Consider the following 21,097-nt stretch of genomic DNA (forward strand, 5'->3'; position numbering starts at 1 on the left):
TGTTGGTTTATTGTACGTTCAGCATTTCCAGTGACAGTACGGCGCTATTGTATGCACGTATTGTTTGCAGATAGGCTTCGCGGATATTAAATACTTCCTGCAGACTAAGCAGGTACGTTGTGTAACTGATATCTCCTTTCTCATAGCCAAGTAATGCCTGCTTTTCCATCAGGAGGGTATTGGGTATGGCAGTTTCCCGGTAATAATCCAGGCTGCTCTGATAGCGGGAGAAGCTGGCGACTGCCTGCTGCCAGCGGCTGGTCAGGTTAATACCCGTTTGCTGATAGTTGAGGTCTGCCTCCTTCCGGCGCTGTTCAGCGGCCCTTACCCTCGCCTTGAGTGGCCCAAACCACAATGGCACGGCGATGCCTGCATGCCATCCCTGAAACCGGTCGCCGCTACCTGCCAGTGTGGTACCAGTACCATTCAACAGCGTACCACTCAGTGTCTGGTTAAAGTAACCAACGGAAAGATCGGGTAGTAATGCACTGGCTTCCAGCTTTCTTTCCTTTTCCTGTATCACCACCTGCTGTTGTTGCCATTGCAACGTGGGATAACGTCGTAGTCGGCCGCTATCTCCGGGAGAGGGCACTGGCAATGCCTGCAAACTATCTCTCGTTATCACCAACGGCGAGGAGGAGCCGGTCAGCCCCTGCAACGCGGCCAGTAACACCTGCTCTTCTGCCCCTAATTGTCTGCCGATATGCCTGATCTCTGCCAGCCTTGTCTCTGCTGACGTTTTTTCAAGTATACCGCTTTCACCTGTTCTGAACTTCAGATCAGCCGCTTTCACAAAGCGCTGGTACACGCTGTCCTGCTGCTGGATCAGCCGCCCGTAAGCATACAGATATTGCAGCTCATACCAGTATTGTCTGATCTGGTACACCAGCTCATGTTTGGTAACCGCCTGCTGCAACCTGCTTCCTTCCAGCTGCGCATCATACAATGCAGCACGCGCGCCGAAGACTGTCGGAAAGGGCAGCTTCTGAATAATGGTGACGTTATTATCGCTTTTGACATAACTATTGTATTGACCATACATCAGACTCACATCTGTCTTGGGCAACTCGCCGGCGGTTTTTCTTACCTGCCGGTAGTAGTCCACATTTGCGGCGGCAGCCTGCACCCCTTTATTCTGTTGCAGGCCTGCCTGTACCAGTTCATCCAGCGTCACTGCCTGCTGCCCCTTGGATAACAGGGGTACGCCTAACAGCAACAGTACTGTCATGAGTTTCTTATCAAAGATCATGTGTAACTTGAATTTTTCTGACATGATATAAAGACACGGTAATACCAGTAGGGTAAGCAGCGTGGCCGTTATCAGCCCACCGATAACGACCGTGGCCAGCGGCTTTTGTACTTCTGCGCCGCTGCCGTGAGACAATGCCATCGGCAGAAAGCCAAGAGAAGCTACTGTGGCAGTCATAATTACCGGCCGCAGACGTGTGCGTGTGCCGGTTAGTACGATCTCCCGCAGGTTGGCCATCCCTTTTTCCTGCAGGTAGTTAAACTCCGCAATCAGCACAATACCATTCAGTACGGCCACACCAAACAAGGCAATAAAGCCTACCGCAGCAGATATACTGAAAGGCATATCCCGCAGCCATAACGCTATGATTCCGCCAACTGCTGATAGGGGGATTGCAGTATATATAAGCAGCCCCTGTTTCAATGATCCGAAGGAGAAATACAACAATATAAATATCAGCAGCAATGCAACCGGTACGGCAATCTTCAAACGGGAACGCGCCTGCTGCAGATTTTCAAATGCGCCGCCATAAGTAACGTAGTAACCCGGAGACATTTTCACTTCACGGCCAATCTGCTGCTGCAACTCTTCCACTATACTCTCCACATCCCGGCCACGTACATTAAAGCCTACTGTGATACGCCGTTTGGCATCATCTCGTTGTATCTGGTTAGGCCCTATCTTCAGACTCACATCTGCTACCTGGTTCAGGGGTACCTGATTGCCATCAGGCGCTGTGATATACAGCGAGGATACATCTTCCAGTGCGGCCCTGTTCTGCTTATCAAGACGTACGACCAGGTCAAAGCGTCTTTCGCCTTCATATACGATGCCGGCACGCTGACCCGCAAATGCGGTGTTGATGACGGTGTTGATATCTTCGATGTTCAGTCCGAAGCGCGCTATCTGGTCCCGGTGATACTGCACAACAATCTGCGGTAAACCTGATACCTGTTCCACATACAGATCAGTAGCGCCCCTGATGCCGCTTACCACATTACCTATCTTCCCTGCATAAGTCACCAGCCGGTCCAGGTCTTCTCCATATACCTTCACCACTACATCCTGCCGTGCACCAGTCATCAGTTCATTGAAGCGCATCTGTATGGGCTGCTGGAAGCCGAAGCTGACACCGGGAACTGCCTCCAGTGCGGTCGTCATTTTCTCTGCCAGATCATCCTTATTGTCAGCCTTTGTCCATGATGACCGGTCTTTCAGGGAGACGATCAGGTCGCACGCTTCTACAGGCATAGGATCGGTCGGGATCTCCCCGCTGCCTATTTTCCCGACTACTTCTTTTACCTCATCGGGGAACTGCTTCATCAGAATGCCGGCCGCCTTGCCGGCAATATCAATTGTCTCGTGCAGGCTACTACCTGTCAGCAGTCTGACTTCCACTGCAAAGTCGCCCTCATCCAGGGAAGGTATAAACTCAGCTCCCAGGCGGGTAAACATCCATACGCTGCCCGCAAAGAGCAGCACAGCTATCAGTATTACAGTACGTTTGAAAAATAGTATCCGTCCCAGTATCCGGGCATAGATACGGTATAGTGGTTCCATCAGCCGGTCGGAAAAATTCTTTCTGGTAACAGGCTTTTTACTCAGGAACAACGCACTGGCCATCGGCACATATGTCAGCGACAGGATAAAGGCCCCTGCGATGGCAAATGCGACCGTTTGCGCCATCGGGCGGAACATCTTCCCTTCCACTCCTGCCAGTGCCAGGATAGGCAGATAAACGATCAATATGATGATTTCTCCGAAAGCGGCAGATTTCCGCATCCTGCTGGCAGCAATATGTACCTCATCATCCATCTGCTGCTGGTTAAGCGGCCGGCCATTACTACGCCATCCCAGGTGATGCATGGTCGCTTCTACTATAATTACGGCCCCGTCTACGATCAGACCGAAGTCTATAGCACCAAGACTCATCAGGTTACCGGATACATTGAAGAGGTTCATCATACACACTGCAAACAACATCGCCAGGGGAATGACAGAGGCGACTATCAGGCCTGCCCGCAGATTGCCCAACAGCAGTACCAGTACAAATATCACGATTAACGCGCCTTCAGCCAGGTTGCGGACGACCGTATCTATCGCATTATTAACCAGTTTGGTCCTGTCAAGGAAAGGCTCTATGAGCACTCCCTCGGGCAAGGTTTTTTCTATCTGCGCAATCCGCTCCTTCACATTACGGATCACAACAGAAGAATTAGCGCCCTTCAACATCAGCACCAGCGCTCCTACTCTTTCGCCTTCATCGTTACGCGTCAATGCACCATAACGGATGGCATGACCATAACCTACTTTGCCTACATTATCTATCAGCACAGGGATGCCGCTGCTATGTGTTTTAACTACTACTTTACCGATATCTTCCAGGCTGCTGATCAGCCCTTCACTGCGAATGAACCAGGCATTAGGGCGTTTATCAATGTAAGCGCCGCCGGTATTCTGGTTGTTTTTTTCAAGGGCCGTAAATACATCTGTAATACTCAGATTCATACTACGCAGCTTCTCTGGGTCCAATGCTATCTCATACTGTTTGAGATAGCCCCCAAAGCCGCTTACATCTGCCACGCCGGGTACGCCCAGCAGCTGCCTGCGGATAATCCAGTCCTGGATACTCCGCAACTCCATGGCATTGTACTTATCCTCATAACCGGGTTTGGTATGTATCACGTACTGATATATCTCCCCCAGACCAGTAGTAACAGGAGCGAGTTCCGGACTACCTACCCCTGCCGGGATCTGCTCTCTGACAGCGGAAAGCCGTTCGCTGACCTGCTGCCTGGCCCAGTAAACGTCAATATTTTCTGTGAATACGACGGTGACTACACTCAGACCGAAACGGGAGAAAGAACGTACTTCAGTAATACCCGGGATGGAAGCAACGGCCTGCTCCACCGGAAAGGTCACCAGGCGTTCAATATCCTGGGCCGCCTGGGATGGAGCCGTGGTGATGATCTGTACCTGGTTATTGGTAATATCAGGCAGCGCATCTATGGGTAATCGCTTCAGGGCATAGATACCCCACGCGATCAGCCCCATGACAAATAACATTATGATCAGTTTATTCCGCACGGAAAAACCGATGATCTTATCGAGCATGGACTAAATTTATAAAATGAAAAAAGCAATAATAACGATGTATTATGCTTTGGGAGGGTTCCAGCAGATGGCCGTGTATCCAGGCAGTGATGCAGCCTTATATTCACTGTAAGCCGGATAAATAACTGAGGTTACAGGTTCAATATGTATGGTACGTTCCAGTACAACAGGAACAGAACAGCTATGACAACTGAAAAACGGTGAGCAGATCCCTTGCGGCTCATCATGCCTGTCCCCCTCGCAATTGTCAAAATTGCAACAAGGGATGACTGCCATGAGCAGCACGTAGATGGATATGACCAGTGTGATCAGTTTCATAATGCCGGCCCAAATATAGGACAATCGGTTAATTTAACAGAAGGAAAAGATTGCAACCATGTTGTTTGTCACCTGCCCGTTTTCTCCTAATTTACACACTATCTCAGCAATGACTAACAATTACGATAATATCGCCAGGTACTACGATGTGTTAAGCCGCGTCGTATTCGGATCCTCACAGCGGGATGCCCAGGTAGCGTTATTGTCCTACATCCCTGCTGACAGTCGTATATTGATTGCAGGAGGCGGCACCGGATGGATATTGGAGAAGATAGCTGCACATGCTGCTCCGGGGCTGCATATCTGGTATGTAGAGATCTCTGCAAAGATGCTGGAGCAGGCAAAGAAAAAACATTATCAGCCCAATAATGTCACTTTCATTCACCAGGCAATTGAGGACTTCCGGCCGGCAGAAGCAGGTGTGTCGCAATTTGATGTGATCATTACGCCGTTCCTGTTTGACAACTTCAGCGCAGCGCGTATCACACCGGTATTCATGCAGCTGCATCATATGCTTGCACCGGGTGGCAGGTGGCTGTTTACAGATTTTCACTACCAGCAGCATACTCCATTCTGGCAACAGGTGCTGTTGAATACCATGTATACTTTCTTCAGGATAATTTGTAAAGTGGAGGCAGGCGCACTGGAGAATGTAGCACCCCTATTTCAGTCAAATGGGTATAGTCTGACGACTGAATGCTTTTATTTCGGGAAATTTATTCGTTCCGCCGTATATAGTAAATCGTTATCAGCAGGTATACTACACACACGTCATTAAAAAAAGAAAGATAGGCGATGCCTATCTTTCTTTCATATCTCCCGATTCCTGTCCAATCATTTCACGTTCTCTTCGGGAGGCGGCATGATCCGCTTGTTCGCGGCCATCTTCCTCTTTCGACGGTTCCATGAGTTTACGCATGTTAGCAGCATTGGCTTCATCACTCATAAGATTTGCCATATACACATGCATTTTAGTCTTACCTCCGGAGATCACCCTGCTTTCATTGCTCATCAGGGCTTCATAGCCATCCACAGCTACCTCTTCAGGTGTCTGTAAAGACTCTTCGCGATAAGTTTTAGTATGTTCCATATTTGCTTTGTGGAAGAAGTCTGTATCTGCTGCACCTGGCAATAACACGGTAACATGCACCCCTGTCCCTTCCAACTCATTGCTGATCGCAGCGCTGAAAGAGATCACAAAAGCCTTGGTAGCAGCATACACTGATAACAGCGGCATGGGTGCCTTGCCTGCTTCTGAACCCAGCTGCAGAATGTGTCCTTCACCTCTTGCAGCCATGTCAGTACCGAAATACTTGGTTAAAGCAACGAGCGACGATATATTCAGTTGGATGATATCCAGACTACGCTGCAGATCAATCTCCATGAACTTACCCCATTCCCCTTGTCCGGCGTCATTCACCAGATAGTTAATGTTAATACCTCGCGCTTTTACTTCATCATATATTTCTTTCGCCGCTTCGGGGCGGAAAAGGTCGGTGGCAATGGGTGTTACTTCAACACTGCATTGTTGCTTGAGTTCATTGGTCACTTCCTGCAACCGTTCTTCTGACCGGGCGACGAGCACCAGACTGAATCCGTCCTTTGCGAACAACTTCGCCAATTCGTATCCGAAGCCGCTGGTAGCGCCTGTGATCAGCGCATATTGATTACGGTTATTTACGTTCACTACTGGCATAAGATTGAGTTTAAAAGCGTTATTTGGAATTTTTCAGACTTTCCGGAGCTTCCTTCAGTTCTTTCTTCTCCTCATGCGCTTCCGGTGTTACATCTTTTGCGCCTTTATTGTGACTTTCACTTTCAGTCTGGTCAATGATTGGTTCAGACTGTTCAGCTTTACCAGTAAGATCGTTCTGCATTTGGTCTTTGTCTTTGTTATCCTGTCCCATGATATTTCAGTTTTAAAGGTGATCAATGAAATATATGGAACAAACAACAAGCCATGTATACCAGCGGGTAGCCGGAAGCGTGGTCAGCCGGCATAGTTGTATACTTGCTGATACAGTAGTGTGGAATTTGTTACTGTATAAGCATTATAACAGCAGGCAAGACTATGCTTCCTGTTCTGTTTCAGTTGTCAGACTTTCTTTTCCCATCGCATTCTGCTCACCCAATGTCAGCCCATCTGTCTTCGTCGTTTGCAGCCATTTGGCTTTATTCCGCCTGAAAACCTGTATAGCCAGTCCCATATCCCGGTAGAAGTCCCTTTCCACATCAGCTACAGTACGATGCGCTCCAATGTCCACCCATCCGAAGCTATGGACCAGGCGGATGTCTTCAATAGGTGTATCTGCCGGTACCCGCTGATGATAATCAGATGGTTCGCCGGGAGCATGCGGACACAGGTAACATTCAAGTTTCAGGTAAGGATATACCTCACGGAATTTGTTCTGGATATTCAGCAGAATGTCTTCTTCACTGATATAGATTTCCATTGTGTTGCGGTTTAATAAGTTAACAGGATATCCAGTCGGCCGGGCATAGTTCCTCCTTGTGTTAAACAAATAAGCGGGTCGTTAGTTGCCAGTTTCGCAATTATTGATGAGATAGCAGGCGCTGGAGCTCACAATAGCTATCCTCCTGTATATCATCATGAATGCGCTGTAAAGTTACGCCCCGGTCAGCCAATAGATCCTGACTGCCGTCATTACCAGCCGTATTTGTTATCAGCCCCGCTCCCACCCTTCCCCGTTTTCTTAAGCTACATTAATGGATTCCTGTCTGATACTGTCGTATATTTGTTGCAACATATAAACAAAGCAAATCATGGCAAAGACGATATTACATAAGGCAGCAACCCGCGGACATGCGAATCATGGCTGGTTAGACAGCCATCACACCTTCAGTTTTGCCAATTACTATAATCCGGAGAGGATGCAGTTCGGAGCACTCAGAGTGTTAAATGATGATATTGTAGCTGGTAGCCGGGGCTTTGACTCCCATCCTCATGATAATATGGAGATTATCAGCATTCCGCTGGAAGGCGCGTTGGAACATAAAGACAATCTTGGTAATACTGTAATCACCAAAGCCGGAGAGATCCAGGTGATGAGTACCGGCACCGGCGTATTCCATAGTGAGTACAACGCCAATGCTGACAAGCATGCCAGCTTTCTGCAGATATGGCTGTTTCCCAATCAGTTAAACGTTGCCCCCCGCTATGACCAGGCAACCATCAATATCAGGGAAAGAAAAAACAGTCTGCAGCAACTGATCTCTCCTGACCGGAACGGCGAGGGTACCTGGATATACCAGGATGCCTGGTTCCATATGGGCAGGTTTGACAAAAACACATCGACTGAATATGCGGTCAGAAAACAGGGCAACGGGGTATACCTGTTTGTGATCAGTGGGGCCTTCTCTGTGAATGGTCAGTTACTGGAATCCAGAGATGGATATGGTATACAGGATGAGCAGCAGTTCAACATCACCGCGCTGGAAGATAATGCAGAGATACTGGTGATAGATATACCTATGTTCAGTTGAAATCGACAACTCATTGCCGGAAATGCCAGCATTGATAATTATACCTTTGCTTAACGTAAACATCAAATATAAACTTACAAATATGTCTTCAATCAAGATTGCCACTACACAAAATGAAGTAATTGATCTGATTAAAAACAGGTGGAGCCCACGCTCTTTCTCTGCGAAGGATATAAGCCAGGCAACGCTTGAGACCATCCTTGAAGCCGGTACATGGGCACCAAGTGCAAACAATTCACAACCATGGAGGTTTATATATGCTTTACGTGGCACTGCCGGTTTTGACAAACTACTGGCAACACTCGCTCCCGGTAACCAGCCATGGGCTAAAAATGCAGCGGCGCTGGTAGCAACCATCGGTATACGTGAAACGCCGGATACACAACAGAAAAATCATTACTACATGCACGATGTAGGTATGGCAACTTCTTACCTGCTGTTACAGGCACTTGAGATGGAGGTATATGGTCATATCATGGCAGGGTTTAACAAACAACAGGCGAGTGAAGTAGCAGCGCTGCCTGCAAATGAAGAACCGGTTTCTATCATCGCACTGGGTTATATCGATGATGCTGAAAAACTGGAAGAACCATACAAAACAAGGGAATTAACACCCAGAAGCCGCAATCCTATCGCTACAATTGCCGCTCACCTGGACTAAAGCAAGTGAAATGGATACCGGAAAACTACATATACTGGCTATTGGCAGAAACGCTGAAATCATGACCGTGATGCAACGCCTGCTCAATACACCCGACAACTGGACCGGACTGGCTGTGACCACCAACGAAGCTGCCCTGTCAGCCTTTGAAGAGCAGCAGTTTGATATCGTATTGCTTTGCGCAGGCATTACGCCGGAAGAAGAAGCCATACTGACTGCGCACTTTAAGCAACGCACACCAGGTAGCATTGTGAAGAGACATTACGGCGGCGGTAGCGGTTTACTGAAAAACGAAATACTATACGCACTGGAGAATAAATAAAAGCTCCGTCTAAAATTGCTGCTATGAAAAAGAACATTGCACACATCCTTGCCGGAAGAGCAAAGAACATCACTCCTACAGAAACGGTATTACAACCGTTACCGCATGCGGATTTCCGCTTTGCTAATCCGTTTATCGTATTACACCACGGCGGACCGGATGTTGTTCCTCCCGGATCTGACAACAGGATTCACCCCCACCCTCACCGTGGATTCGCACCTGTAACCTTTCAGCTACAGGGTGAAGCCCATCACAGAGATACGGAAGGTAATGACCAGATTATCCGTGGTGGCGATGCGCAATGGATGTTTGCAGGTAAGGCCATCCTTCACAGTGAAGGCCCTTCAGCGCAGATGCATGAAAACGGCGGCACAATGGAGTTTCTTCAGTTGTGGGTAAATGTGCCCGCAGCAAATAAATGGGACGATCCCCGCTACCAGTTCGTCAGCAAAGAAGAAATGCCACTGGTATATGAACAGGAAGGCGTGCATCTGAGACTGGTCAGCGGCCAACTGGATGGCAAAACAGGACCTGTGAATATATCTTTCACTCCTGTAACAGCAGCAGTGGGCGAAATAGCAAATGGTAAAGAGATTGAGTTCAATGTAACAGAAGATTACTGGACACTGCTCTACGTAGCGCATGGACGTGTTACAATTGATGATATTACTCCTGTTCCGGAACATAGCCTGGTAGTATTTGACCGGAAAGGCACCACGTTTTCTGTGGCCGCCAATGAAGACAGCCAGGTGCTGTTCCTCTCCGCAGCAGTGATCGACGAACCAGTGGCTGCTAAAGACAATTTCGTTATGAATACGAAAGAGGAAGTGGATCAGGCAATGGAAGATTATAAGAATGGACGCTTTGGCAAACTGGATTATTAAACTTTAAAACATTTTTTATGGAAGATAGAATATTAGGCCTGCACCACATTACAGCCATTGCTGATAATGCAAAGAGAAACCTTCAGTTTTATACAGATACTTTGGGTGTTCGCTTCGTAAAGAAAACAGTCAACTTCGACGATCCGGGTACTTACCACTTTTATTTCGGTGATGAACATGGTACACCGGGCACCATCCTGACATTCTTCCCGTGGGAAGGTATTGGCCGTGGACAGAACGGTACCGGTATGGCTACTGAAATAGGATATGCAGTACCTGCAGGCAGCCTGGAGTTCTGGGCGGCGCGCTTCGCAGCAAAGAACGTAGTACACGGTCCGATCGCAGAAAGATTCGGAGAACAGTACCTTCCGTTTGAAGATCCGGATGGACTGAAACTGAACCTGATCGTACCTAAAAATGCTGATAACCGCAAAGGCTGGGAAACAACCGACGTGAAAGCAGCACATGCCACCAAAGGCTTCCACAGCGTAGCACTGAACCTCAGAAGCATTGGCCCTACTGCCGCAATCCTTACCGATGTACTCGGATATACATTCCTGGAACAGGAAGGCAACCGTCACCGTTTTATCACTGACGCAGTGCAGGAAGCTGCTATCATCGATCTGATCGAATCACCGAAAGAAGCTGCCGGTAAAGGTGGTGGCGGTACCAACCATCACATTGCCTTCCGCGTAGACAATGAAGAAGTGTTGATGAACTTCAGAGATAAGGTGCTTAAAAAAGGACTGAACATTACCCAGAAGATTAACCGCGACTACTTCTTCTCTCTCTATTTCAGAGAACCAGGCGGCGTGTTGTTTGAACTGGCGACCAACAATCCGGGTTTCACCGTAGATGAGCCGCTGGATCAGCTGGGACAGCACCTGAAACTGCCGGTACAGTATGAATCTATCCGCGCAGATATCGAAAAAGTATTACCTGTTCTTTAATCTGACTACCATGGACGAAGTTGTAATAAGGCTCAATGCCAAAAACCACGGCGCTTTTTACCTGATGCATGAAGGCGAACAGACCGGTGAAATGGTGATCGCCGTAGATGGTGGCGTACTCACTGCCTATCATACAGAGATTATCCCACAGGCCGAAGGCAAAGGACTGGCCAGGGTACTGCTCAATGGTATGGTGGCATATGCCAGGGAACATCAGCTGAAAGTCAGACCGTTATGTGCTTACGTACACGCACAGTTCAAAAAACATCCCGATGAATATGCGGACATCTGGTTGAAACAGGAAGGAGAATAACGAATAGAATCATTGAAGTTATGCATAAGAAGAATATTATCACAGCAGGGAAAAAGACAACGGAAGCAGCAAAGGCGCTGATCATGATACATGGTCGTGGAGGTAGTGCAGAGGATATTCTTTCACTCGCTAACTACCTGAATGTGAAGGACTATGCACTGCTGGCCCCACAGGCCGCCGGCAATACCTGGTATCCTTATTCATTCCTCATGCCGCCGGCACAGAATGAACCCTGGCTGTCGTCTGCACTGAGCGTACTGAAAGAATTGGTGGAAGATGTGGTAGCTGACGGCATCCAGCCGGAAAACATCTACTTCCTGGGTTTTTCCCAGGGCGCATGTCTGACGCTGGAATTTATCACCCGCCATGCAACAAAATACGGTGGCGCAGTCGCCTTCACCGGTGGACTGATCGGCGACAAGATTTACCCGGAAAATTACACCGGTAATTTTGGTGGTAGCCCTGTCTTTATCGGCACCAGCAACCCTGACCCCCATGTACCGGTTGACCGCGTAAAGGCCTCTGAGCAGGTACTCAAAGAAATGGGAGCTGATATTACGGTTAACATCTATAACAATATGGGTCACACCATCAGTCAGGACGAAATCAACCTGGCTAACCAACTGGTTTTCAAGTAATCAACATATATCTTTCCAGCTTATGGCGGGGATGTGGCGGATACGGCCATATCCCCGTTTTTGTTATAGCCTGGCTATATCCCTGAACAGGGTCTTTCTTTTATACCAACAGGGCATTTCCAGTACACTAAGAGGTCGCTAGAAGGTCACTTGGATATCCCGGGGATATTGAGGTGACCTTTTAGTGTACTGATGGTGACCTGAAAGTTAGGAGAATGAAACGTGATCAAGCAGGGACAAAGGGATCTACTTTACCAGTAAGCGGCAAAGGACTGCCATCCGGGAAGGAAAGTTTCAGGTAGCAGGCATACATGTCCCGCAACCGGCTGCGCTGGTTGCCGGCAAAAAGTGGCAGCAGGTATGCTGCTGCGCGGAGACGCAGAGAACTAATATGCTGTTAATCAGCAGTTTTGAGCATCGATTCCCTGGTATATAGCCGGATTAGGGCTTCCGGTACATGGTACTCCGCACCTTACTGAGGAACTCGGGCGATACGCCTATATATCTGGCAATATGGTGCTGAGGGATCCGCTGTACAATGGCAGGGTATTTTTCCAGAAAGGCCAGGTAACGTTCTTCGGCCGTCTGTGAGATAGAGGCATAGATACGTTGCTGCATGACGCTGGCAGTGCGTTGTAAGAGCTGGCGGAACAGCCGTTCAAACTTTGGCACCTGTTCGTAGAGGGTATTTTTATCTTTATAACTGATAGTGAGCAGTTCGCAGTCTTCCAGTGTCTCAATGTTTTGCCGGGAGGGCTGCTGCTCGGTAAAACTGGCCAGATCTGCCACCCACCAGTCTTCGATAGCGAAAGTGAGGTTAGTCTCGGCCCCTTGTTTGTCTACATAAAAGGTACGCACACACCCTTTCAGGATATATGCTTCATAATCACACACTTCGCCTTCTCTGAGCAGGAAGCTCTTTTTCTTTACCTTCCTGTATTCCAGCAGGGAATGAAAGATTTCCAGCTCCTCCGGCGTAAGCTGAATAAACCGTGCAACGAATTGGTCAATTGGGCCGAACATAGTATATTGATGGGCGGTTGTCTTAAATTTTACTTAAATGCTTACTTTCAACCGCAATAATAAGCAAAGCGCTTAGTTTTTGATAGTAAATTAGACAGTTATTAATAAATCGTCCCGCATGGAATTTTCATCGTTAAAGAGGTTCACCCGGCTGAAATGGATCATCCCTATCTGTTCGGCGGGTGTACTGACAGCATTCTCACTATTGCCGGCTGACGACTGGCAGGATAAGGTTACAAATGCACTGGCGCTATTCTCAAAACGTTATCCGCAGGAAAAGGTGTACCTGCATTTTGACAAAGACATCTATGCCTCCGGCGAAACGATGTGGTTCAAGGCATATATCATGTTGCAGAACCAGCCATCGCTGGCCGCAGCGATACTCTATGTAGAACTGCTGGACAAGGATGGCAACGTTGTTACGAAAAAACGTCTGCCCGCCCAGGGCGCTTCTGCTGCGGGCGACCTGGAACTACCGGAAAATCTGAAGACAGGCCACTACCAGATCCGTGCTTATACCGCCTGGATGCTCAACTATGATCCGTCATTCCTTTTCTATAAAAACATAGAGATACTTGACCCAGCCAGGAAGAATACCATGCCGAAAGATACCGCGACTACCCGCGACTTTGCCGTGCAGTTCTTCCCGGAAGGAGGAAATATGCTGGCTAACAATGCCGGCCTGGTAGCCTTCAAGGCGGTAGATCAGAGTGGTTATCCGATCGCTGTTACCGGCGCTGTAAAGAATGGTAAGAATGAGACCGTTGCAGAGATCAAAACCGTACATGATGGTATGGGTACTTTCGAGCTGACGCCTGCCGCAGGTGAACAGTATAAAGCCGTAATCCAATCAGCCACCGGTCAGCAAAGAACAATAGACCTGCCGGCAGCAGCTACAGAAGGCGTAGCCCTCAAGCTGTTTAACCGGGGTAACCGCATCTTCTACCAGGCAACACTGGCCAATCCGGATGATACCGCCTACCATCACATGATGGTGATTGCCCAGATGCAGAATCAGCTGATCTACAAAGCAGTACTTAACGTAGCGGAAGGCAGGATCAGCGGCTTTGTCCCTACCCAGTCTCTCCCTACCGGTATCTTACACGTTACGCTGTTCAGCAACAAAGGCCTGCCGGTATCTGAACGCCTGGCATTTGTAAGAAAGGCTGACCAGATTGACCTCAGCTTCATGAATGCAGAGATCAGTAACGCGCCGAGAGGCAAAAGCTCCATCGAACTGTTTGCACCCGACAGCATGCAGACCAGTATGTCTATCTCTATTACGGATGCAGAGCAGGTGCTGAAAGATCCGGATGAACACAACATCCTGTCTACCCTCCTGATGACAGCAGACCTGAAAGGATATGTATATAACCCGGCCTGGTATTTCAGAGATACCGCCAAAGCCACTGTTGACGCCATTGACCTGGTGATGCTGACAAACGGCTGGAGCCGGTTCAGCTGGAAGAAACTGCTGAACAACGAAATGCCTCAGCTGAAATATCCATATGAACAGGGCATGTCGCTGAAAGGTACAGCTGTCACCAACACCGGCCGTTATCCACTGGTAGGTGGTAAAGTAGACTTCATCTTCAAGCAGCCGCTGGATAGTACTACCTCCTTCAGCTCCGCAGAAACAAATGACAAAGGTGAGTTTGAGATAGCCAATATGCAGTTCATGGACACCGTACTGGTGTACTTCCAGGGGAATGACAAACAGAAGCGGTGGAAAGATGTGCAGGTAACATTTGAGCAACACTTCTTTGACAGATCACCGCAGGTAAATACTCCATACCCTATGCGCGTACCATTGGGACTGGATAATGCAGCGATGACCCGCTTCCTGACTACAGCCAATGAAAGCAACAAGGTGAACAGGGCCATTACTAACAAGACCGTTTACCTGAAAGAGGTGAACATCCGCGATAAGAAAATCACACCGGCGCAGACCACCGAACAGCGTTATACATCGGGCATGTTTGCTTCCGGAGATGGTTACACCTTCGACCTGACCAAGGAGACGCCTTACCAGATGAACATATTCCAGTACCTGCAGGCGAAAGTAGCAGGGCTGAATATTACCGGAGACCTTAATAATCCCTCTATGTCATGGAGAGGCGCAGCACCGTCGCTGTACCTGAACGAGATGCCTTCTGACGCAAGTATGCTGGCTAACGTTAACGTGAATGATATTGCGCTGGTGAAAGTATTCCGTCCGCCGTTCATGGGCGGCTTTGGTGGAGGCGCAGGCGGTGCGATTGCTGTGTATACCAAGAAAGGTGGCGACAATGCCGGCGACCAGAACTTCCGGGGCTTCGAGCGTATGAAGAAAGCAGGTTACAGCCTGGTGAAAGAGTTCTATTCGCCGGATTATGCGGTGAAGAAAGAAGTACACGAATTGCCTGACAAACGACTTACGTTGTTCTGGAGTCCGTATATTTCTGTTGACTCCATCACCTATGCAAGAACGATCCACTTCTACAATAATGACTTCTCCAAGAAGTTCAGAATAGTAGTAGAAGGTATCTCTGCTGATGGTCGTGTGGGCCGCGTAGAGCAGGTGTTTTAATCAAACATATGCAGGAACCGGTAGTTCGCGGGTTCCTGTCAGTAATAGCAGCAGGCCGCTTCCTACTATATGGGGCGGCCTGCTGTATTTTACACCGTCTTATGATGGTACACTTCATTTCCTCCTTCCAGTTTCCCGATTCCTGACTATTTTTGCAGGGTGATGACAAAAGCACCTTCCTCTCCCCGGGCTGCACGTTTGGCAACTGCTGCCTTCTTCTTTATCTCAGGTTTCAGTTTCTCCAGCTGGGCCTCCAGGATACCAGATATTCAGCGTCAGCTGTCATTGAACAAGGCCGAACTGGGGTTCTTCCTGTTTGCGCTGCCTATAGGGCTGGTATTGACACTGCCTGTCACCGGCTACTTGTTACAGCGGCATAGCAGCCGGAATATTATGATGATAGGCGTACTGATATTTAACCTGATGCTGGGGCTGATAGGCGTAGTAACTGAGCCATGGCAGCTGGGATTGGTATTGTTCTGTTTCGGTTCTTCCCGAAATCTGATGAATATATCTGTGAATGCACAGTCTGTTGCGGTACAGGCATTGTATAATCGGTCAATAATTACTACTTTTCATGGAGTGTGGAGCCTGGCAGGTTTTGCAGCAGCAGCGCTGGGGGCGATAATGGTAGATGTCAGCATAGCCCCGTCCTGGCATTTTGCAGGCGTTTCTGTACTGATGACAATTATGGGTTTCCTGGCCTTCCCGGATAGTCCGCACCAGCCGCCTACCAGAAGCGCAGATACCAAACGGTTCATATGGCCGGATAAGCACCTGATGAAGTTTGGCCTGATATCCTTTGCGGTAATGGCCTGTGAGGGAACGATGTATGACTGGAGTAACATCTTCTTCCGGGAGGCAGTACATCCGCCGGAAAAGCTGATAGCCGCCGGCTATGTCATTTATATGATTGCCATGAGTACCGGACGGTTCACAGGAGATAGCCTGGTAAACAAGGTGGGTGTGCCTGCGATGATTAAGTATAGCGGTATATTGGTACTGTGCGGATTTATGCTATCGGCCGTTGCCCCTTACACCATCACGGCAAGTATAGGCTTTATGATGATTGGTTTCGGCGTATCATGTGTGGTACCGCTGGTGCTGAGGATGGCCACAACGACTACCAGCATGAATAGTGGTGCAGCCATAGCAGCAGTATCTACCGTAGGATATATGGGTTTCCTGGTGGTACCGCCTGTAGTCGGTTTTCTGGCAGAAGCAGCAGGTATGAGGTGGGCATTTGCCGTAATGGCCGCATTCGGGATATTAATCACCGTATTGATATTACAGGTAAAGGAGGCCGCACAGACAACGACAATAAATGAAAGTATAAAAGCGTAAACATGCATAGACCCGGATGTATCATCTTTGATTGTGATGGCGTATTGGTGGATAGCGAAGTAATTGGCGTAAGAGTATTGCTGGATATGGCATCCGAATACGGCGTCTCCATGGATCTGCAGGAAGCAGTGGAAGAGTTCAGCGGCATCCGGTTAAGAGAGGGGATTAAGATATTGCAGCAGAAAGCAAGCAGCCCTTTCCCTGAAGATTTTGAGCAACTGTTCCGTGCCCGCTCTTATGAAGTGTTTAAGACAGAGATGCGCCCGGTAAATGGAATTAAAGCAGTGCTTGATCGTCTTCGTATACCTTACTGCGTTGCATCCAGCGGGCCGATGGAGAAAATGAAACTGAATCTGTCATTGACGGGCCTGTATCCATACTTCGCAGACGGCAAGCGGATATTTAGTGGCTATGAGATCAACAGCTGGAAACCAGATCCGGGTATATTTTTATATGCGGCTGAGAAGATGGGTTTCGCTCCTGCCGAATGTGTAGTGATAGAGGACAGTAAAGCGGGCGTTATTGCCGCACAAAGAGGCGGCTTTAAGATACTGGGTTATGCCAAACCATTCAACGGTGACGAGCTCAGAAAAGAAGGTGCTACTATATTTTATGATATGAAAGACCTGTTACCCCTGCTCCATCTATAGACGGGATATCTTCCCGCATGTTTTTCAGCCATCAGCCTGGCACACAGGCATATTGATTGTTACATTAACAGGAAGACTTTTATTGCTGTTTTAATGTAATTATATGAATAGAGAGGAATTACAGAAGTGTGCAGAAGCATGTGCGGCATGTTCATTAGCATGTGATTACGGTATTGCTGCGATGTTGAAAAACCAACACCCTGAAAAATTAAAAGATTGTATTACTTCATTACTTGAGTGCGCCGCTATCTGTCGTGCGACCGTAGCTGTAATGAGCCTGGAAGGGACGTTCAGTGAAAAACAATGCCAGCTATGTATAGATGTCTGCGACCATTGCATGCAGGTATGCGAAGCCCACGTACAGTGGGAAAGCGAGCACACGCGCATATGTGCAGAAGCCTGCCGGCGATGTTCTGACGTGTGCGAAGATATATTTATGCATCAGTTTAAGTCAAACAACAACAATGTTAGGCCTTCGCCAATAAAATAACAATGCCGCTTCCGGATAGGAGCCGGACGGTACTAAACGTTAAACAGGCATCTGATATAATGAGCACAATTTCTACTGTGTATCGTAGCGTAAGCGCTCCTGCGGTAAACGCAGGAGCCTTATCAATATTATCATAAACTACATTCATCATGGACCCGCAATCAATTCATTTAAATGACTGGGAACGCCTGCTGTATGGCAACGCGCCCGTTGTATTTCTCGTGGAGGTGCTCATCAGAGCCCTCATTATTTACATATTCCTGTTAGTCATCATCAGGCTGTTAGGTAAGCGCATGAGCGGACAACTGACTATTACAGAAATGGCAGTGATGCTTACATTGGGTGCTATCATATCTGTGCCCATGCAGATGCCCGAAAGAGGTATCCTGCACGGTATGTTAATGCTATTGTTTGTGCTGGGATTCCAGCGCGGAATTACCTGGTTTATTTTCAAAAGTAAAAAGACAGAAGCGCTCACACAAGGTAAAATGAGCATGCTGATCAAAGATGGCGAACTACAGGTGAAAGAACTGGACAAAATACGCATATCGAAAGAACAGCTATTTGCCATCTTACGGGAAGAAGGCATCTTTCAGCTGGGAGAAGTAAAGCGACTTTACCAGGAAGCAACCGGCAACTTCAGCATCTACAGGTTTGACAAGCCCCGCCCGGGATATAGTATTATGCCGAAAATAGACAAGGACTTACAACCCGAACTTCAGAAGAACGGCGACGCCGGTGAATTAGCCTGTACCCGATGCGGACATGTAACCAGCAAAGAACATCAGGATAGTTGCCGGGCATGTGGCAATAGTGAATGGGAAAATGCAGTAATACAGAAATAATCATGGACAAATCAGCAATCAAACTGGAAGACATAGGCCGCATACTTACCGGAGATACGCCGCCTGAATTTTTTATAGAAATACTCATCCGGGGCATATTTGTGTACATTATCCTGATGGGCGCATTGCGCATAATGGGTAAGCGGATGGCCACCCGGTTAACGCGTAATGAGCTTGCTGCTATCTCTACGCTTGCCGCAGCGATAGGTATACCGATGTTTACGCCAGACAGAGGCATTCTGCCAGGACTTGTGATAGCAATAGTCGTGGTATGCGTGCAGCGACTGGTAGCCTGGCTCAGCATAAGGAGCCAAAGAATAGAACGGCTGTCTCAGGGATATATCAGTACATTGGTAGAAGACGGTTGCTTGAAGATGAAAGAGATGAAGAAAGCACGTATCAGCCGTGAACAGCTCATGGCACAGCTGAGAGCGAAGAAGATCTTACACCTGGGGCAGGTAAAACGGATGTATATGGAAGCTAATGGTGCATTCACTGTTTTACGCCATACAGATGCCAAACCCGGATTATCAGTGATACCAGCGTTTGACAAAGATTTTCTGGAAGAGCAGCGACAAGCGAAAGATATATTGCTATGTAGCTATTGCGGAGAAGATGCTGCCCCTGGAAATCAGGACTGTGCCGCCTGCGGAGCAAATGAAAAGACAAAGGCAGTTTGCTGATACGTGTACAAACGGTAACACTTCATGGCAAGTATGTACCCGCAAAAAAAAAGTCTGAATGTCATAAACATTCAGACTTTTTCATTTAAACAAACAACGGTTAATCATTGCCCTCTACCTTGACAATTTTGTTGTAAATACCCATCAACAGAAAAGGAGCAGCCCACTGACCTATAAACAGGCTTACGTGCTTCTGTTTAAGGCATTGCAGAGCCAAAGATACACCCATTGCCCCTACCGCGGCCCACAGATATGTATCTGAAGGCAGTTTCGCCGTTTGGTTTTCAATCGCTTTTGCTACTGGTCCTTCTTCATGACCCTTGTTAAGTAGTGTGCTCATACGATGTGTTTTTGAGTGAGAAAATCCGGTTTAATGCTATTATCTCTAATAAAACTATGCCAGCTCTGATGGTACTTTTTTTGAAGCACCTACTGTAAACAATCTGTTTATGAAAAAACTAACCTTAGCAATCTCTGTCGTATGCCTGCTCTTTGCCTGTCAGAATAAAGAAGTAAAGAGTCAGGAAGCAGCCAGGGAAGATAGCGCCGATGCCATGACCGAGAGTATGGACCATTTAGATAATGCAGCAGTAGAATTTGCCACTACAGCAGCAACTGCTAACCTGCGTGAAATAGAGTTGGGTAAGCTGGCACAAACAAACGCCAACTACGGTCGGCTTAAGGAATTTGGCCAGAAAATGGTCACTGCGCATACACAATCAAATGCCGACCTTCAACAGGCCTGTTATAAATCGGGAGTAACTGTCCCTACCGGGCTATCCGCAGAAGAAATGAAAGATATTTCAGCGATGGCAGAGAAAAAGGATAAATCCTTTGACAGAGCCTTTATCAAGCGGATGGTACGTGAACATCAGGAGACAATGGAAAAGCTGGATGCCGCTGCTCACAATATGAAGGACACTGCATTACAGAACTATGCAAAGAAGACATTACCTATTGTATCAGCACACCTGGAAGAAGCAAGACATATACTGGAAGACGTTCGTAAACAATATGCGCCTGAACAGTTTGACGATGTTGAATCTTACCAATAGTAAACAGTATTGTTATGTCGTTAATCAGCACAAAGACACACACAATATTTGATTATGCTACGGGTGTATTACTCGTAGCTTCACCCTGGATATTTGAGTTCCACGATGGTAGTGCGGCCCCATGGATGGCTATCATTAACGGAATGACCATGTTGCTGCTATCGGTATTCACTAATTATGAGGGAGGTATATTCCGCGTAATCAGCATGAAGACCCACCTGACGGTAGATACACTGGCAGGGTTAGTATTAGCCTTTTCGCCATGGATATTCGGGTTCAGAGAAACAGTGATGTTACCGCATCTTCTGCTTGGACTGATGCAGGTACTGGTAGGTCTTGCTACCGACCGTACGCCTTTTCCATTAGGGAAGGAAATGTTCAGAAGAACTGCGCACAACTATTAGGCAGTTGGCAAGACAGTTTGTAATAGCAAAAAGCAGATGCGAAGCCTGTTACTCCGCATCTGCAATGATATTGCCTTATGA

At 47.8% G+C, this 21,097-nt stretch carries 23 protein-coding genes; 15 read left to right on the forward strand and 8 right to left on the reverse strand.

Going from position 1 to position 21,097, the window contains the following annotated elements; genetic code table 11:
• Window positions 1–7 precede the first annotated feature (7 nt).
• Complete coding sequence (locus K1Y79_RS00135; RefSeq protein WP_220247963.1) at window positions 8–4,363, reverse strand: CusA/CzcA family heavy metal efflux RND transporter; 4,356 nt, start codon at window positions 4,361–4,363, stop codon at window positions 8–10.
• A gap of 42 nt (window positions 4,364–4,405) precedes the next feature.
• Complete coding sequence (locus K1Y79_RS00140; protein WP_220247964.1) at window positions 4,406–4,681, reverse strand: hypothetical protein; 276 nt, start codon at window positions 4,679–4,681, stop codon at window positions 4,406–4,408.
• A gap of 109 nt (window positions 4,682–4,790) precedes the next feature.
• Between K1Y79_RS00140 and K1Y79_RS00145 the strand changes: the two genes are divergently transcribed.
• Window positions 4,791–5,459: a class I SAM-dependent methyltransferase gene (locus K1Y79_RS00145; protein ID WP_220247965.1), complete on the forward strand. Its 669-nt coding sequence runs from the start codon at window positions 4,791–4,793 to the stop codon at window positions 5,457–5,459.
• A gap of 21 nt (window positions 5,460–5,480) precedes the next feature.
• Here the strand turns inward: K1Y79_RS00145 and K1Y79_RS00150 are convergent, their stop codons facing one another.
• The 3 genes from K1Y79_RS00150 to K1Y79_RS00160 all read right to left on the reverse strand — a co-directional run bounded on the left by K1Y79_RS00150 (window position 5,481) and on the right by K1Y79_RS00160 (window position 7,134).
• Window positions 5,481–6,377, reverse strand: coding sequence for an SDR family NAD(P)-dependent oxidoreductase (locus K1Y79_RS00150; RefSeq protein WP_220247966.1), 897 nt, complete (start codon window positions 6,375–6,377; stop codon window positions 5,481–5,483).
• A gap of 19 nt (window positions 6,378–6,396) precedes the next feature.
• Window positions 6,397–6,588, reverse strand: coding sequence for a hypothetical protein (locus K1Y79_RS00155; RefSeq protein ID WP_220247967.1), 192 nt, complete (start codon window positions 6,586–6,588; stop codon window positions 6,397–6,399).
• A 162-nt stretch (window positions 6,589–6,750) separates the two neighbouring features.
• Window positions 6,751–7,134, reverse strand: a complete 384-nt coding sequence (locus K1Y79_RS00160) for a hypothetical protein (RefSeq protein ID WP_220247968.1) — start codon at window positions 7,132–7,134, stop codon at window positions 6,751–6,753.
• Window positions 7,135–7,465: 331 nt separating this feature from the next.
• On the opposite strand from K1Y79_RS00160, the gene K1Y79_RS00165 reads away from it, so the two are divergent.
• The 7 genes from K1Y79_RS00165 to K1Y79_RS00195 all read left to right on the forward strand — a co-directional run bounded on the left by K1Y79_RS00165 (window position 7,466) and on the right by K1Y79_RS00195 (window position 11,953).
• The gene (locus K1Y79_RS00165; protein WP_220247969.1) at window positions 7,466–8,185 is read left to right on the forward strand and encodes a pirin family protein; all 720 of its coding nucleotides are present in this window, start codon (window positions 7,466–7,468) and stop codon (window positions 8,183–8,185) included.
• An 82-nt stretch (window positions 8,186–8,267) separates the two neighbouring features.
• Window positions 8,268–8,846, forward strand: coding sequence for a nitroreductase family protein (locus K1Y79_RS00170; RefSeq protein WP_220247970.1), 579 nt, complete (start codon window positions 8,268–8,270; stop codon window positions 8,844–8,846).
• Window positions 8,847–8,856: 10 nt separating this feature from the next.
• Window positions 8,857–9,168: a response regulator gene (locus K1Y79_RS00175; protein WP_220247971.1), complete on the forward strand. Its 312-nt coding sequence runs from the start codon at window positions 8,857–8,859 to the stop codon at window positions 9,166–9,168.
• Window positions 9,169–9,191: 23 nt separating this feature from the next.
• Window positions 9,192–10,052 (forward strand): pirin family protein, encoded by an 861-nt coding sequence (locus tag K1Y79_RS00180; RefSeq protein WP_220247972.1) that lies wholly within the window; start codon window positions 9,192–9,194, stop codon window positions 10,050–10,052.
• A 17-nt stretch (window positions 10,053–10,069) separates the two neighbouring features.
• Window positions 10,070–11,002, forward strand: a complete 933-nt coding sequence (locus tag K1Y79_RS00185) for a ring-cleaving dioxygenase (RefSeq protein WP_220247973.1) — start codon at window positions 10,070–10,072, stop codon at window positions 11,000–11,002.
• A gap of 10 nt (window positions 11,003–11,012) precedes the next feature.
• Window positions 11,013–11,315, forward strand: a complete 303-nt coding sequence (locus K1Y79_RS00190) for a GNAT family N-acetyltransferase (protein ID WP_220247974.1) — start codon at window positions 11,013–11,015, stop codon at window positions 11,313–11,315.
• A gap of 20 nt (window positions 11,316–11,335) precedes the next feature.
• Entirely contained in the window at window positions 11,336–11,953 is a 618-nt protein-coding gene (locus tag K1Y79_RS00195; protein ID WP_220247975.1) for an alpha/beta hydrolase, read from the forward strand.
• A gap of 441 nt (window positions 11,954–12,394) precedes the next feature.
• On the opposite strand, the gene K1Y79_RS00200 is transcribed toward K1Y79_RS00195, so the two are convergent.
• Window positions 12,395–12,976, reverse strand: a complete 582-nt coding sequence (locus K1Y79_RS00200; protein ID WP_220247976.1) for a Crp/Fnr family transcriptional regulator — start codon at window positions 12,974–12,976, stop codon at window positions 12,395–12,397.
• A 118-nt stretch (window positions 12,977–13,094) separates the two neighbouring features.
• Here K1Y79_RS00200 and K1Y79_RS00205 point away from each other — a divergent pair, with 118 nt between their 5' ends.
• From K1Y79_RS00205 to K1Y79_RS00215, 3 genes are all read left to right on the forward strand, one after another.
• Window positions 13,095–15,545 (forward strand): MG2 domain-containing protein, encoded by a 2,451-nt coding sequence (locus K1Y79_RS00205; protein ID WP_220247977.1) that lies wholly within the window; start codon window positions 13,095–13,097, stop codon window positions 15,543–15,545.
• 162 nt (window positions 15,546–15,707) lie between these two features.
• Window positions 15,708–16,889: an MFS transporter gene (locus K1Y79_RS00210; protein ID WP_220247978.1), complete on the forward strand. Its 1,182-nt coding sequence runs from the start codon at window positions 15,708–15,710 to the stop codon at window positions 16,887–16,889.
• 2 nt (window positions 16,890–16,891) lie between these two features.
• Complete coding sequence (locus tag K1Y79_RS00215) at window positions 16,892–17,539, forward strand: HAD family hydrolase (RefSeq protein WP_220247979.1); 648 nt, start codon at window positions 16,892–16,894, stop codon at window positions 17,537–17,539.
• A 310-nt stretch (window positions 17,540–17,849) separates the two neighbouring features.
• On the opposite strand, the gene K1Y79_RS29235 is transcribed toward K1Y79_RS00215, so the two are convergent.
• Window positions 17,850–17,981, reverse strand: coding sequence for a hypothetical protein (locus K1Y79_RS29235; protein WP_262903152.1), 132 nt, complete (start codon window positions 17,979–17,981; stop codon window positions 17,850–17,852).
• Between the two features lie 197 nt (window positions 17,982–18,178).
• Between K1Y79_RS29235 and K1Y79_RS00220 the strand changes: the two genes are divergently transcribed.
• Window positions 18,179–18,874, forward strand: a complete 696-nt coding sequence (locus K1Y79_RS00220; RefSeq protein ID WP_220247980.1) for a DUF421 domain-containing protein — start codon at window positions 18,179–18,181, stop codon at window positions 18,872–18,874.
• A 2-nt stretch (window positions 18,875–18,876) separates the two neighbouring features.
• A complete protein-coding gene (locus K1Y79_RS00225) occupies window positions 18,877–19,557 on the forward strand; it encodes a DUF421 domain-containing protein (protein WP_220247981.1) in 681 nt (226 codons plus the stop codon).
• Window positions 19,558–19,657: 100 nt separating this feature from the next.
• On the opposite strand, the gene K1Y79_RS00230 is transcribed toward K1Y79_RS00225, so the two are convergent.
• Window positions 19,658–19,897 (reverse strand): hypothetical protein, encoded by a 240-nt coding sequence (locus K1Y79_RS00230; RefSeq protein WP_220247982.1) that lies wholly within the window; start codon window positions 19,895–19,897, stop codon window positions 19,658–19,660.
• A gap of 109 nt (window positions 19,898–20,006) precedes the next feature.
• Here K1Y79_RS00230 and K1Y79_RS00235 point away from each other — a divergent pair, with 109 nt between their 5' ends.
• Both K1Y79_RS00235 and K1Y79_RS00240 read left to right on the forward strand, forming a co-directional pair.
• Complete coding sequence (locus K1Y79_RS00235) at window positions 20,007–20,612, forward strand: DUF4142 domain-containing protein (RefSeq protein ID WP_220247983.1); 606 nt, start codon at window positions 20,007–20,009, stop codon at window positions 20,610–20,612.
• A 14-nt stretch (window positions 20,613–20,626) separates the two neighbouring features.
• Window positions 20,627–21,016 carry an SPW repeat domain-containing protein gene (locus tag K1Y79_RS00240; RefSeq protein WP_220247984.1) on the forward strand — a complete coding sequence of 130 codons (390 nt, stop codon included), beginning with the start codon at window positions 20,627–20,629 and terminating at the stop codon, window positions 21,014–21,016.
• Window positions 21,017–21,097 lie beyond the last annotated feature (81 nt).

This window comes from Chitinophaga rhizophila (assembly GCF_019492185.1).
Taxonomy (GTDB): Bacteria; Bacteroidota; Bacteroidia; order Chitinophagales; family Chitinophagaceae; genus Chitinophaga; species Chitinophaga rhizophila.